Source organism: Comamonas sp. GB3 AK4-5 (assembly GCF_041320665.1).
GTDB lineage: Bacteria > Pseudomonadota > Gammaproteobacteria > Burkholderiales > Burkholderiaceae_C > Comamonas.
In genome coordinates, this window is the sequence record NZ_CP166730.1 from 4,780,779 (window position 1) to 4,794,975 (window position 14,197).

Genomic DNA, 14,197 nt, shown 5'->3' on the forward strand with positions numbered 1-14,197 from the left:
CCGGTGCGCAGCATGATGGGGCCATGACAGCAATTGACACCACCCTGCACGCACCCATTGGTTTTGATGATTTTCTGCAGGTGGAGCTGCGCGTGGGCCGCATTGTGGCGGCCGAAGTTTTCAAGGAAGCGCGCCGCCCTGCCTATATCCTGCAAGTGGACTTTGGCCCCGAGCTGGGCCTGCGCAAGTCCAGCGCCCAGATCACCCAGCTCTACACCCCGGAGTCACTGATTGGCCGGCAGGTGGTGGCGGTGCTGAACTTTCCCAAAAAGCAGATCGGACCCATCCAGTCGGAATGCCTGGTCACAGGTTTTCACAATACTGACGGCCATGTGGCCTTGTGCGTGCCCGACCAGGAGGTGCCTCTGGGCACCAAGCTGCTGTAAACAGCGTACGGCCTCCTCGCGGCACACCTGCGGCCCTTTCCCCATGCTGCGGGCAGCAAAAAGCCCCTGAAAGGGGCTGCGGTGGAGGGCTGTGGGCCGCCCCGGTGCGTTCTGTATGCGCCTGCGCGCCGGCAGGCTCACGCCACAATCTGGATGGCGCCGATGTCCACATATTCCAGGAACTCCTCACGCGCCAATGTGACGGTCACGGGCTGTGCATCGCTGACCCAGGACAGCACCATGCTGGCAATGGCCACATCCACCTGCACCTGCAGGTTTTGCGGAATCGGCTCCAGCACCCCGTCGCCGACGCGGTGCTGCACCGGGCCCACGATGCGGGCCTGAAAGTGCGGGGGCAGTCCTGCGGTGTCATCCTCGTCATTCAGAGGGAAATGCTGGGAGTGGGTCATGCAGTGGCTCCTTGTAGAGGCCGCCGCTGCGGCCAGATGCTGCGAGCAGCGAAAGATGGCCCTTGACTCTATCCCGCACCCTGCCTGCCAAGGTGCAAAAACGGCCACGGTCTTGCAAGCAAATGTGCAGGCAACAAAAAGCCACCTCGCAAGGTGGCTGGTCGGGGCCTTGCGGCCCATGGTGCTCAGGGGGCTTCAGCCCACCGCAGAATCTTCCACGCCGCGCACGCTTTCACGGCCATGCTTGTCCTTGAGCTTGCCCAGATCGGTCTCCACCGCACGCAGCAGTTTCTCCAGGGCCGCAGTCAAGGCTTCCTGCACTTTTTCGGCCTCGGCATTGACAGCAATCGGTGGCCGGCCGTTGGCACGGGTTTCGAGCACGCATTTCTTGCCCGGTCCGCCATTGCTCTTGAGCGCATCCACCTCGGTCAGGTACACCTCCACACGCTGCACATACTCCTTGAGCCGTGCCAGACGGTTGTGAATTTCCTCTTGCACCCATTGGGCCAGCGATTCTCCGCCCTGGATGGAATCGTCGGCATGAACTTGCACTTGCATCAGCGTCCTCCTTGTTGCCATATGGGGGGTGGACTTGTTCCACCTCGGCCCGCACAGTGACCGCCGTCAGCGCCAGCAAAGGCCGGACGGGCGACACTGCTGAGACCCATGATGCCCCAGTTCACCAGGCTTGTCGCCCTTTCATCGACCTGGGCCAGGTGATTTTTGATGCGCATCAAGTCGCCAGCGGCCCGCCCGCATCGGCCAAGTCCCTACATGTAACAGCGCTATCGCGTACACACAGAAGCCTGCAGGCGCACTAGCATGCAAGGCCATGACCGCGCCCGCCTCCCGCCGACTCAAGATTGGCCTGTCGGCCTGCTTTTCCCACGCCGATCCCTACCGCCCGCTGTTCACCGGCAAGACGCTGCAGTATGTGGAGCAGTCGATTGCGCACTGGATCATGTCCAGTGGCGCCATGGTGGTGATGGTGCCCTGCCCCACGGGCGAAACGGCCCAGGGCGATGTCACATTGGCGCATTACGCCGATTGGCTGGATGGGGTGGTCATGCATGGCGGGGCCGATGTCTGGCCCGGCAGCTATGGCGAGGAGCCCCTCAAACCCGAATGGATGGGCGACCGCGTGCGCGACCTGTATGACATGGCCGTGGTGGAGGCTTTTTCACAGGCCGGCAAGCCCATCTTTGGCGTCTGCCGTGGCCTGCAGCTCATCAACGTGGCCTTTGGCGGCACGCTCTACCAGGACATCAGCACCCAGGTGCCCGGCGCCCAGCAGCACCGCAACCCCGCCACCTACGACAGGCACCAGCACGATATTGCCATCGTGCCCGGCAGCCGGCTGGACCGGCTCTACCCCAACCTGCCGCGCGCCCGGGTCAACAGCATCCACCACCAGGGCATCAAGACCGTGGCGCCGGGCTTTGACGTAGAGGCCTTCAGCCTGCCCGACCGCATCCCCGAAGCCATACACCGCCGCATAGGCGGCAAAAGCTATATCGCAGCCACGCAGTGGCACCCCGAGTTCCGCGACCCCGAAGGCCGCACCCTGGACGACCGCGTGCTGCTGGACGACTTTCTCACCGCCTGCGCCAAAGCCCAGCTCCGCCCCGCCCTGAGCCACAGCCCCTTCCGCATCCGCGACCGCGCCGCCCGCATGCTGCGCCGCGCCCTGCTGCGCAGCAAGTAAAAGCCATAGCGTCCATAGCGTCCGGGCTCTTCACATCCGAATGATTCATGTCGGAAATCAAGGCCTGCTGCGCTACAACAGCTCACATTTTTTTAAAGCACCACAAAAAACAAAGCCGCCCAAAAGGGCGGCTTGTGAGCCGGGCGTTCACCGGCCGTTGAGACCGCTGCAGCGCCGCTGAGACAAGGCGCGGGCCCGCAGACAGTGGCAGCGCCACGGCAAGGGCCTGCAACGCCGTATCAGCGGTGCTGAAGCGGGCTTCCCATCAATGGTGATGGCCGTGGGCGCCATGCACATGGCGGTGGGCGATTTCCTCTTCCGACGCCGCACGCACCTCGGTCACGGTGCAGGCAAAGCGCAGTGCCTGGCCGGCCAGGGGATGGTTACCATCGAGCTGCACCACGGGGCCCTTGATCTTCACCACGTTGTAGATCTGGGGCAGGCCCTGGTCGTTGCTGCCGCGCAGCTGGCCGCCCACCTTCACGCCTGCGGGGAATTCACCCTTGGGAATGGTGCGCTTGAGGCTTTCATCGCGCTCGCCAAAAGCATCTGCTATGGCCAGGTCCACGGTCAGCGCATCGCCTTTTTGCTTGCCTTCCAGGGCGGCCTCGACCTTGGCGAAGATGTTGTCATAGCCACCATGCAGATAGGCCACATCGCCCTTGTCCAGCAGCGGGCCGGCCAGGCCGCCTTGCAGCAGGGCGTGGATTTTGTAGGTGATGGTGACGGCGGTGTCTTTGGAGATGTTCATGGTCTAGATCGCGTGCAGGGGCAGCGGGCGCCGCCCCTCTCAATGGAAATTGCAGGGCATTGTCCGCTATCTGCCCTGCGTCCGGCCGCGCTGGGGCCTTGGCCCCAGTTGCGATGCAGGGCTCAGAAGTGGGTCCACTCCTCGGTGTCCGAAGCCGTCGCCGGTACGGCGGGGATGACGGCGGGGGCACGCGAGGTCACCGAAGACGCTGCTGTGGGCGCGGATGTGGGCGCCGGTGCCAAGGCGGGAGCCTTGCCCGGATGCGGCCCGTGGGCGGCCGCCTGAATGACTCTGGCCGTGGCCGTGGCCGTGGCGGCTTGCTGGGCCTGGGCCCGGCGCTGGCCGCCTTGCACGCGAAACACCGCAACGGCTTCCAGCAGGGATTCGGACTGCTGGCGCAGGCTGGCGGCCGCACCGGCCATTTCTTCCACCAGGGCCGCGTTCTTCTGCGTAGCCTGGTCCATATTGGTCACGGCCTCGCCTACCTGGGCCACGCCGCTGCTTTGCTCGGCGCTGGCATGGCTGATGTTGCTGATCAGCTGGGTCACCTTCTGGATTTCCACCACGGCCTGCTCCATGGTCTGGCCGGCCTGGGCGGCACGGTTATTGCCCTGGCTGACTTCGGCCACGCTGGTGCTGATGAGCTGCTGGATTTCCTTGGCGGCTTCGGCGCTGCGCTGGGCCAGGGCCCGCACCTCGCCTGCCACCACGGCAAAGCCGCGGCCATGCTCTCCGGCGCGGGCGGCTTCCACGGCAGCGTTCAGCGCCAGGATATTGGTCTGGAAGGCGATGCCATCGATAACGCCTGTGATGTCGGCAATCTTGCGGCTGCCAGCATCAATGCCCTGCATGGCCTGCACCACCTGGCGCACGGCAAGGCCGCCCTCGGTCACCACCTGCTCGGCGCTGCGCGCCAGCTGGTCGGCCGTGCGGGCGTGGTCGGCGTTGTGGGCTACGGTGCTGCCCAGTTCCTCCATGGCGGCCGCGGTTTCTTCCAGCGCGCTGGCTTCGCTTTCGGTCCGGCTGGCCAGGTCCATATTGCCCTGGGCAATTTCGGCGCTGGCCATGGCCACGCTCTCGGCCTGGGCCTGCACGGTGCGCACCACGCTGCTCAGGCCATCCACAGTGTGGTTCATGGCGTCCAGCAACTGACCGATTTCGTCCTGGCGCACATGCGGAATCTTCACCGTCAGATCACCTGCGGCAATGGTGCGAGCCAACTGGCTGGCCTCGTTCAGCGGGCGCACGATCATGCGGCGCAGCAGCAGCCACCACACGCCGGCCAGCACCAGCACGGCGCCCAGCCCCATGACGGCGAACATGCCGATCAGGCGGCGGGTTTCGGCCACGGCCTCGTCCTTGTAGGCACTGGCCACGAACACCCAGTTCCAGGGCGCGTACTGGCCAAAAACGGCCAGCTTCTCGCGCGGCACCTGCTCACCGGGGTTGGCCCAGGGGTAGCTGATGACCCCTTGCTTGCGTTCCACGATTTCGCGGATGAAAGCGCGGCCGTCGCTGTCCTTGGACTCCAGAATGCTCTGCCCCTCCTTCGCCGGGTGGACCACCAGGGTTCCCGCTTCAGCCGCGTCGCTGCGCAGCACGTAGTAATAGCCGCCGTCACCCACCTGGAGCGCACGAATGGAGGCCTTGAGGTTGGCCAGCAGCTCCGAGAAGTCCTGGCCCACAAAGGCGATGCCCACGGTGGCGCCGCTGGCGTCCTTGAGCGGGCGGTATTGCGCCATGTACTGGCGGCCGAACAAGGTGGCCAGGCCCATATAGCTGCGGCCGGCATTGATCTCGGCATAGGCCGGATGCTGGTGGTCCAGCAGCGTGCCGGTGGCCGGCTCGCCCTTGTCGGTCTTCAGCGACGAGGCCACGCGCAGATAATCCTGGCCCTGTTTGACGAACACCGTGGCCACGGCGCTGGTGGTGCGGGTGAAGCGCTCGATGCGGCTGTTGTCGCCCTGCAGCGGCTCGCCGTTGAGCCACAGCTCGGCCTGGCGGCCCTCGCCTTGCAATTCCAGCCGACCCGCCAGGCTGGCGCTCAGGCTGTCCGACAGGAATTGCGTGCGCTGGCGCAGGTCACGGTCATTGGCCTCGACAAAGCGACCCAGCATGGCCACGCCCTGCTCCAGATCGGCCTGCACCTTGTGCTGCACCACCCGTGCAACGCTCCATGCAATGCCCAGCAGCAGGGTCGCCAAAATGGCGGCAACCCAGACAAAGTTGGTGATGGCCAGCTTGGTTCCCAGCCCTTGGCGGCGCCAGTATCGTTGTCCTATGTGCATATCGCCCTTTGCTTGTGTAGTGAAAGCGATATGTCCCCGCCGGCCCCTCGCCGACGTACCAGGTCTGCGCTGCCGGGGTGTCATCCCCCGGTCTGGCGCAACATTCGCTCCCTCATTTCAAGGCTAGCGTCCAGGGCCACGTTGCACTTGACCCACATCAATATGCAACAAAACATTACAAAGCCTCTCGCTCAGGCAAAAAAATGCCTGCAGGGCAGCAGGCAGGGTGTGAGGTGAAAGACCGGGCCTAGTTGGGCGGGATCTGCAGGCCGCGCTGCACGGCCGGGCGCTTTTCCCAGGCTGCCAGCACCCGCAGCACATTGGGGTACTTGCCCAGGCCCACCAGCTCGCCGGCGTCGTAATGCTCGATCAGGCAGCGCACCCAGGGCAGCACGGCCATGTCGGCAATGGTGTAGCTGTCGCCCATGATCCAGGACTGGCCCTTGAGCTGCTGCTCCAGCACCTTCAGGAGTCGCTGGGCTTCGCTCACATAGCGCTGCAGCGGGCGCTTGTCCTCGTAGTCCTTGCCGCCATAGCGGTAGAAGAAGCCAATCTGCCCGAACATGGGCCCTATGCCCCCCATCTGGAACATCAGCCACTGCAGCGTCTGATAACGCGCCACGGCATCCATGGGCAGGAACTGGCCCGATTTCTCGGCCAGGTAGACCAAAATGGCGCCGCTTTCGGCCAGCACCAGGGGGTGGCCACCGGGACCGCGCGGGTCCAGGATGGCCGGGATCTTGTTGTTCGGATTGACGCTCAGAAACTCCGGCGTGAACTGGTCGCCGGTCTGGATGTCCACCCGGTGGGCTTCGTAGGGAATGCCGGTTTCCTCCAGCATCACGGAGACCTTGACCCCGTTGGGGGTAGGCAGGGAGTACAGCTGCAACCAGTCCGGAAACTGGGCGGGCCACTTACGGGTGACGGGGAATTTGCTCAGATCAGTCATGCAGGTGCCTTGGAAACGCAACAGCCACTGGCGCCAACGCCAGCTTGACTGTCATGGTAGCGGGCTTGCGCGACAGACTGTTACCACCCCGGCCCAGACCCCGTGAATGCCTGCTGAAATGTCGCGCGCAGCCCACGCCGCAGCCAATTTTGGTTACGTTTTTTTACGATCTAATGCCACCGTCAGTCCCTGGGGCGTGACGGTGATGGCCCCGGGCTGCAAGCCCATGGTGTCGGCCAGAGCCATGTCTTTTTCCTCCAGCTGGTAGAGCACCAGGCTCTCCAGCATCTGCTCGCCCAGACGCGGGCCATAGGTGGTCAGCATGGCGCTCAGCGCCTCGGGCGCATCGTCCACCTGCAGCGTGTTCACCTCCACGCGGTGGGCGCGCACCGTGCGGTCACTGGCCTCGTAGCGCAGGCCGAAATTCACATCCAGCCGGCCCTGAAAATGCTGCTTGAGCACCGGCCCCGACAGCAGCACCGGCAGCAGCGCACGGATCAGGTTGCGCTCCGGCAGCATGCTCAGCGTCGGCGCGGCCAGCTCCAGTTGCAGCAGGCCGGCCACGGGATAGGCCTTGGGAAATTTGCTGGCCAGCTTGGCCTGCAACTGCTGGGTGCTCATGCTGAGCTGACGCGGCAAGGCGCGGCCCGAGCAGGCGGTGGTCAAAAGAGGGGCTGCACAGGCGGCACTGAGCAAAAAACGGCGGCGTTGCATGGCGCGGCGATCCGGAAAAACATGACGAAGCCCGTTGGAGCCGGGCAGCAGCCCGTGGTTCCCTGCCCTTGGTCACCAGGGCGCTCCATCCTGCGACCGTCCCGGCCCACCGTCAAGCCAGGCACCGCGATTTTCCACACCGGCAACGCTTTCTGCCCGGCTGCGGCACACTGGCCGGCGTCAACGCCGCAGCGCCAACTGGCGTTGGAAACCCTGTGCCACGCAAGCGGCCCCACGCAGCTTCTATATGGCCCTGGCCTCGACCACGGCTTTTTTGCAGACCATGCACCTGCCTTCTTCCCTCACTGCTGCCCTGGTGCAGCTGCAGTCCCGACTGCGCACCGGCTGGCAAGCGCTGCGCCAGTTTCTCGCCACCCGCACCCGCCGCCAATGGTGGCTGGCTGCGGCCTGCATTCCAGCCGCCCTGGTGCTGCTGCTGGGCCTGCTGGTGCTGCTCACCCCCAGCCTTACCGATATCCGCAAGGCCAAGCAGGACAGCCCGGCCCAGATTCTCTCGGCCGATGGCAAGGAACTGGCCCTGTTCACCCGCAGCAACCGCCGCTGGATAGCGCTAGACCAGGTCTCGCCCCATGTCATCAAGGCGCTGATCGCCACCGAAGACCACCGTTTCTACGAGCACCATGGCCTGGACTGGTTCCGCACGGCGGCCTCGGTGGTGCACACGCTGTCGGGCAGCCCGCAAGGCGGCTCCACGCTGACCCAGCAGCTGGCACGCAATCTCTATCCCGAAAAAGTGGGGCGTGATGCCTCGCTGACGCGCAAGCTCAAGGAAGCCGTCACCGCCTACAAGATCGAGGCGCTCTACACCAAGGACGAGATCCTGGAGACCTATCTGAACACGGTCCCGTTTCTGTACAACGCCTTTGGCATCGAGATGGCGGCGCGCACCTATTTCGACAAACGTGCCGACCAGCTCAATGTGCTGGAAGCCGCCACCCTGGTGGGCATGCTCAAGGGCAATAGCTACTACAACCCGGTGCGCAACCCCGAGCGCGCCCTGCAGCGGCGCAACACGGTGCTGAGCCAGATGGTCAAGCACGAGGTGCTGGCACAGGCCGAATTCGACAAGCTCAAGACCCGACCGCTGCGCCTGGACTTCGAGCGCCAGGAAGAGGCCGAAGGCCCGGCCCCGCATTTTGTGCGTGCCCTGCGCCCCTGGCTGGTGGACTGGGCCGACCGCCATGGCTACGACATCCACAGCGACGGCCTGGTCGTGCACACCACGGTGGATGCGCGCATGCAGGCCTGGGCCAACCAGGCCGTGGCGCGCCAGGGCCGTACGCTGCAAGGCGTGGCCCAGCGCAACTGGTCGCAGGCCAATGCCTTCAGCCCACAGCAACCCCTGGTACAGGCCCTGGTCAAGGAAAGCGCGGCCTACCGCAATGCCGTAGCTGGCGGCGAGCCGCCTGAGGCCGCCCTCAAACGCCTGCTGGCGGATCGCAAATTCATGGCCGATCTGCGCGAGGAGAAGACCCGGGTGCAAGCCGGCTTTCTGGCCGTGGACCCACAGACCGGCCATATCCTGGCCTGGGTGGGTAGCCGCGACTACCAGCAAGACCCCTTCGACCATGTGCAGCAGGCCCGGCGCCAGCCCGGCTCTACCTTCAAGCCCTTTGTCTATGGCGCGGCCCTGCTGAACGGCCGCCAGCCCGGCGACCAGCTGGAAGACAAGGCCGTAGAGATTGCCCTGCCCGGTGGTGAAGTCTGGCGCCCCTCGGATGCCGGCCCGCCCAGCAACCAGTCCATGAGCTTGGCCGACGGCCTGGCCTACTCCAAGAACACCATCACCGCCCAGGTGATGCAGCAGGTAGGCCCCACCAAGGTGGTACGCCTGGCCCAGGCCCTGGGCGTGCGCAGCAGCCCGTTGGACCCCGTGCCTGCCCTGGCCCTGGGCAGCAGCCCGGTCACGCTGCAGGAGATGGTCACCGCCTATGCCAGCCTGGCACGCGGCGGTCAGTACCTGCCGCCGGTAATGGTCACCCGCATCACCAACCGCGACGGCGAGGTGTTGGCCGACTTTGCCCCACCCAAGGCAGAAGCCGCCATGGACACCCCGGCCGCACTGACCCTGGTGGACATGTTGCGCGGCGTGATCGACAAGGGCACGGGCCGCGCCATACGCAGTACCTACGGCATACGCGCTGATGTGGCGGGCAAGACCGGCACCACCCAGGGCAATGCCGACGGCTGGTTCATCTTGATGCACCCCCAGCTGGTGGTGGGCGCCTGGGCCGGCTTCAACGACGGCCGCATCACCCTGCGCAGTGACTACTGGGGCCAGGGCGCGCGCAGCGCCCTGCCCATGGTGGGCGACTTCACCAGCCGCGTGCTGGGCGCACGCCGCATTGATGTAAAGGCCCGCTTTGCCGAGGCTGACACCCGCAGTTGGTGGAGCGATCTGGTGGATGGCCTGGGCGAGAAGCTCCACAGCTGGTGGGGAGAGCTCATGCAGCCCAACAACCCGCCCGCCAAGCCGGCACCAGCCCCGCAGCCCCGCCAGCCCGGCCCTGCCCCGCAAGCGCCGCAGAGCACCGACACGCCGGATACGCCCCCCATGCCGGGCGCCGGCGACTTCCCGGGCTTTGGCTCATGCCCGCAGCCAGCCCCGCAGGGCAATGAAGGCCCGGTGGAGGAGCGCACGCCCACGCTGCAGGAGCAAGGCCTGCCAGCGCCGGCACCTCAACCCGCCCCGGTACAACCGCCTCCGGCGGGTGAGGATGGGGCTTACAACCCCTACCAGTTGCCGCCCCTGCCCGGCCAACAACCGCGCCAGCAGGACCGTGAGGCCTACCCCATGCCGGCGTATGGGGGATGACCCCCTGAGGCGCTTACGCCGCAGCCCCGACTTGGGCCACGTCAGTTGCACAGACTGTGGATGAAGTGAACCGATAGAGGTGTGCAAGGCACTTTTCAGCTCAAGCTGAAAGATCCATTGCCATATCACCCGCTAACGTAGAAAGAGAGCGCATGAGGCGCTCTCTTTTTTGGGAAATCAAGGCGCTGCTGCGCCGAGCTGAAAAATTCTTTTCAAGAGCGCAGGCATCAGCCTTCCAGGTACATGCGGGCCAGTTTTTCGCGAGCTGCGGCATCCATGCCCAAGGCTTCGGTCAGGTAGCGGTCCATGGTGCCGTAGCGCTCTTCCGCCAGTGCGAAAGCGCTGTCCAGAAAGGGCATTTGCACGCGCCACAGCACGTCCAGAATCTCTTGCGGCACCGTCTGTGCGGCCCTGGAAGCCAGCTCGACCGGGCGGCGGTAGAGCTGGTTGGTCAGCAGATAGTCTTGCTCCACCACTTCACGCGACACGCCCAGCGCCAGCAGGATCAAGGCCGCAGCCCAGCCTGTGCGGTCCTTGCCGGCTGTGCAGTGAAAGACCAGGGGCTGGTCGCTGTCCAGCAGCATGCGAAACAGGCTGACAAAGCGCCCGGCGTTGTCGATGACAAAGCTGCGGTAGGTGTCCTGCATCAGGACCACGGTTTCCTCTGCCGTCAGGCGATGGCCTTGCTGCACCAGGGCCAGGGCACGTTGCACCACGGTGGGTTCGATGGACAGCACATGCTGGTCCAGACCGGGCCACTGGTAGCCATGGGCGGCGCGCTCGTCCACGCCGCGAAAATCCACGGCCCGCACCACACCCAGCGTTTGCAGTGCCTGCAGGTCCTGTGCGCTCAGATCGGCCAGATGGTCGGAGCGGTACAGCTGGCGCCAGCGCAGCGTGCGGCCGTCGGCCCCGGCGTAGCCGCCCAGATCACGGAAGTTGGTCGTGCCCTGCAGCGCAATGCTGCGTGGCAAGGAGGCGGGGGCAATGGCCAGGTCCATGGAGACTCCAGTACAGGGGGAAGAGAAGCTACCCATGGTGCCTGCGCTGTGTGACCAACGCATGCACCCGGGCGACAGGCCTGGGGACAGGCAAGGAACAGACCCAGCACCGGCAGGCCGGCCAGCAGCCGGCTCTGCCAGAGTCTGTCAGCTGTTGCTGGTCAGATGCTGGCCCACGATGCCGGTGAGCTCAAACATATTGATGCGCTCCTTGCCAAACACCGGCAGCAGCTTGGCATCGGCCACGATGACGCGCTTGTCCTTGGGGTCTTGCAGGTTGTTGGCCTTCACATAGTCCCAGACCTTTTTCACCACCTCGGTGCGGGCCACGGCGCCGTCACCGATGACAGCGGCCAGTGCGGCATCCGGGCGGTAATTGGCGGCCGCGGGCTTGCGGGCCGTGGTCTTGGTGGCGGCCTTTTTGGCAGCAGGTGCTTTCTTGGCTGCCGCGCTGGTCTTGGCCGGGGTCTTGGCGGCGGCACCCGCAGCCGTCTTGCGCGGAGGGTATTTGGATTCGCGCTGCTCGAACTCGAAGTTCACCTTGCTGGCGGTCGCATCCCAGACCAAAAAGGCCTTGAAGTTACGGCGCGTGCGGTTGGAGACGAACTTCTCCAGCAGGTCGGTCTTGCCGGCAGACAGCAGCTTGCTCATCTGCTCGCGCTCTATGGGCTGCTGCAGGATGATCTGGCCGCTCTTGAAGTCGCAGCTGGGCACGGGTTGCGACTCCGTGGGCACAGCCTTGGAGCAGACATAGTTGGCGCCATGCTCGAACACCGGTGCGCCGCATTTGGGGCAGTTACCCAGGGTCTGCTGGGCAGAGAAATCCACGATCTCGCCGGACTCTTCCTGCTTGTCGTCGCCGAAGTCGAATTCCAGCTTGTAGTTCTTGGCCTCCTCGTCGTGGACGATGGCCACTTCGGCAGTAAAGGGCCAGCCCGCCTTGGAGCGGAAGCCCTCCAGCGGGCCAATGCGGCGATCGCGCAGCAGGGCCTCGGCCTCGGCGGGCTCAAAGGTGCGTCCGGCAGGCGATTTGGTGAACGAGAAGCCGCAGCCCTCGCTCGCGCCCTGGCTGCCCGTGCAGGCGTAGCGGCGGTAGTTTTCCTTGACCACGCCACCGCAGTTGGGGCAGGGCGTGGCCAGGGTGGTGTAGTCACCGGGCACGGTGTCGCGGTCGTATTCCTTGGCCTTTTTGACCAGCTTCTCGGTCATGGCGGCAATTTGCTGCATGAAGGCGGCGCGCGAGAGCTCGCCCTTTTCCATCTGCGCCAGCTTGTATTCCCATTCACCGGTCAGGTCGGCGCGCGAGAGCTCGTCCACCTGCAGGCCGCGCAGCAGCGTCATCAGCTGGAAAGCCTTGGCCGTGGGGATGAGCTCGCGGCCTTCGCGCAGCATGTATTTCTCGGTCAGAAGGCCTTCGATGATGGCCGCGCGCGTAGCGGGCGTGCCCAGGCCTTTTTCCTGCATGGCGGAGCGCAGCTCTTCGTCGTCGATCTGCTTGCCAGCGCCTTCCATAGCGCCCAGCAGCGTGGCTTCCGAGTAGCGTGCCGGGGGCTTGGTCCGCAGGCCCTTCACATCGGCGTGATCGGTACGGGGCTGCTCACCCGGCTGCACCGCGACCAGGGGCTGGCCCTTGTCGCCTTCCTTGGCATCTTCCACCTCGTTGGCGGCTTCCTTGCCGTAGATGGCCAGCCAGCCCGGCTTGACCAGCACCTTGCCCTCGGTCTTGAAGCTGTGCTGTTCCACCTTGCTGATGCGGGTGGTCACCTGGTGCTCGGCGCTGGGGAAGAACACCGCCATGAAGCGACGCACCACCAGGTCATAGAGTTTTTGCTCGGCCTCGGACAGGCCAGAAGGCGCTTGCGTGGTGGGGATGATGGCAAAGTGATCCGAGACCTTGCTGTTGTCAAAAATGCGCTTGGTCGGGCGGATGTAGTTGTCGTTGATGGCCTGCTGGGCAAAGGGCGCCAGGTGGCGCATGCCGCTGGTGGCCAGCATCTCGAAGGTCTGCTTGGCCACGGGCACATAGTCTTCGGGCAGGGCGCGCGAATCGGTACGCGGGTAGGTCAAGGCCTTGTGGCGCTCGTACAGGCTTTGCGCCAGCGCCAGCGTGGTCTTGGCCGAGAAGCCGAACTTGCCGTTGGCCTCGCGCTGCAGGCTGGTCAGGTCGAACAACAGGGGCGAGGCTTGCGTGGTGGGCTTGCTCTCTTCCGTCACCGTAGCGGGCTTGCCCTGCACGGCGGCGGCAATGGCCTCGGCCTCGGCCTTGTTCCACAGACGGTCGGCCTTGGCCTCGGCGTCTTCCGACTTCTTCCACTGGGGGTTGAACCATTTGCCCAGGTACTGGCCGGCCTGGGCGTTGAACGCACCATGCACCTCCCAGTAGTCGCGGCTGACGAATTTGCGAATCTTCTCTTCGCGCTCCACCACCAGCGACAGCGTGGGCGTCTGCACCCGGCCCACGGTGGTCAGGAAGAAGCCACCATCGCGCGAGTTGAAGGCCGTCATGGCGCGTGTGCCGTTGATGCCCACCAGCCAGTCGGCCTCGGAGCGGCTGCGCGCGGCGTCGGCCAGGCCCTGCATCTGCTGCTCGCTGCGCAGCTTGTCAAAGCCTTCACGAATCGCCTGGGGCGTCATGGACTGCAGCCACAGGCGCGAGATCGGCTTGCCCAGCCCGCCCTTGGCACCGCCGGCGTACTGCTCGATCAAACGGAAGATCAGCTCACCTTCGCGGCCCGCGTCACAGGCATTGATGAGTTGGGTCACGTCCTTGCGCTTGGCCTGCTTGACCACGGCGTTCAGCCGGCTCTTGGTCTTGTCCACGGGTTTGAGATCAAAGCGCGGGGGAATCACCGGCAGATTGGCAAAACTCCATTTGCCGCGCTTGACGTCGAATTCTTCCGGCGCCTGGATTTCCACCAGGTGGCCGACGGCGCTGGTCACCACAAAGCGCTCGTTTTCGAAATGGTCTTCGTGCTTGTCGAACTTACCGTAGGCGGGGGTGAGGGCGCGCACGATGTCTTGTGCCACAGAGGGCTTTTCCGCAATCACCAGGGTCTTTGTCATGGGTGGTTCTCGTTCCATTACCACGGCGGCCCTCCAGCGGGTGCCGCCGCTTCTACAATGTGTCTCTCACACGCGCGCACATGTGCGTACGTGT

Annotated in this window: 11 protein-coding genes; 3 read left to right on the top strand and 8 right to left on the bottom strand. The window is 65.0% G+C overall.

From position 1 onward, the window contains the following. The first annotated feature begins 23 nt into the window (after positions 1-23). Entirely contained in the window at positions 24-386 is a 363-nt protein-coding gene (locus tag ACA027_RS21165; RefSeq protein ID WP_370680153.1) for a tRNA-binding protein, read from the top strand. Positions 387-523: 137 nt separating this feature from the next. On the opposite strand, the gene ACA027_RS21170 is transcribed toward ACA027_RS21165, so the two are convergent. Next, entirely contained in the window at positions 524-796 is a 273-nt protein-coding gene (locus ACA027_RS21170; protein ID WP_370680154.1) for a hypothetical protein, read from the bottom strand. Positions 797-991: 195 nt separating this feature from the next. Beyond that, positions 992-1,354, bottom strand: coding sequence for an HPF/RaiA family ribosome-associated protein (locus tag ACA027_RS21175; protein WP_370680155.1), 363 nt, complete (start codon positions 1,352-1,354; stop codon positions 992-994). Positions 1,355-1,628: 274 nt separating this feature from the next. Here ACA027_RS21175 and ACA027_RS21180 point away from each other — a divergent pair, with 274 nt between their 5' ends. Beyond that, positions 1,629-2,501: a gamma-glutamyl-gamma-aminobutyrate hydrolase family protein gene (locus ACA027_RS21180; protein ID WP_370680156.1), complete on the top strand. Its 873-nt coding sequence runs from the start codon at positions 1,629-1,631 to the stop codon at positions 2,499-2,501. Between the two features lie 265 nt (positions 2,502-2,766). Here the strand turns inward: ACA027_RS21180 and ACA027_RS21185 are convergent, their stop codons facing one another. The 4 genes from ACA027_RS21185 to ACA027_RS21200 form a co-directional block, all read right to left on the bottom strand. Next, on the bottom strand, positions 2,767-3,252 hold the full coding sequence (locus ACA027_RS21185) for a peptidylprolyl isomerase (RefSeq protein WP_370680157.1): 486 nt from the start codon (positions 3,250-3,252) through the stop codon (positions 2,767-2,769). A gap of 122 nt (positions 3,253-3,374) precedes the next feature. Beyond that, on the bottom strand, positions 3,375-5,540 hold the full coding sequence (locus ACA027_RS21190) for a Cache 3/Cache 2 fusion domain-containing protein (RefSeq protein WP_370680158.1): 2,166 nt from the start codon (positions 5,538-5,540) through the stop codon (positions 3,375-3,377). A gap of 247 nt (positions 5,541-5,787) precedes the next feature. Further along, a complete protein-coding gene (locus ACA027_RS21195) occupies positions 5,788-6,489 on the bottom strand; it encodes a glutathione S-transferase N-terminal domain-containing protein (protein WP_370680159.1) in 702 nt (233 codons plus the stop codon). Positions 6,490-6,642: 153 nt separating this feature from the next. After that, a complete protein-coding gene (locus ACA027_RS21200; RefSeq protein WP_370680160.1) occupies positions 6,643-7,203 on the bottom strand; it encodes a DUF1439 domain-containing protein in 561 nt (186 codons plus the stop codon). A gap of 247 nt (positions 7,204-7,450) precedes the next feature. On the opposite strand from ACA027_RS21200, the gene ACA027_RS21205 reads away from it, so the two are divergent. Next, positions 7,451-10,039 (top strand): penicillin-binding protein 1A, encoded by a 2,589-nt coding sequence (locus ACA027_RS21205; RefSeq protein WP_370680161.1) that lies wholly within the window; start codon positions 7,451-7,453, stop codon positions 10,037-10,039. A 227-nt stretch (positions 10,040-10,266) separates the two neighbouring features. On the opposite strand, the gene ACA027_RS21210 is transcribed toward ACA027_RS21205, so the two are convergent. Both ACA027_RS21210 and ACA027_RS21215 read right to left on the bottom strand, forming a co-directional pair. After that, positions 10,267-11,040, bottom strand: coding sequence for a tyrosine-protein phosphatase (locus tag ACA027_RS21210; RefSeq protein ID WP_370680162.1), 774 nt, complete (start codon positions 11,038-11,040; stop codon positions 10,267-10,269). Between the two features lie 147 nt (positions 11,041-11,187). Continuing rightward, positions 11,188-14,103 (bottom strand): DNA topoisomerase III, encoded by a 2,916-nt coding sequence (locus ACA027_RS21215; RefSeq protein ID WP_370680163.1) that lies wholly within the window; start codon positions 14,101-14,103, stop codon positions 11,188-11,190. Between the last annotated feature and the right edge of the window lie 94 nt (positions 14,104-14,197).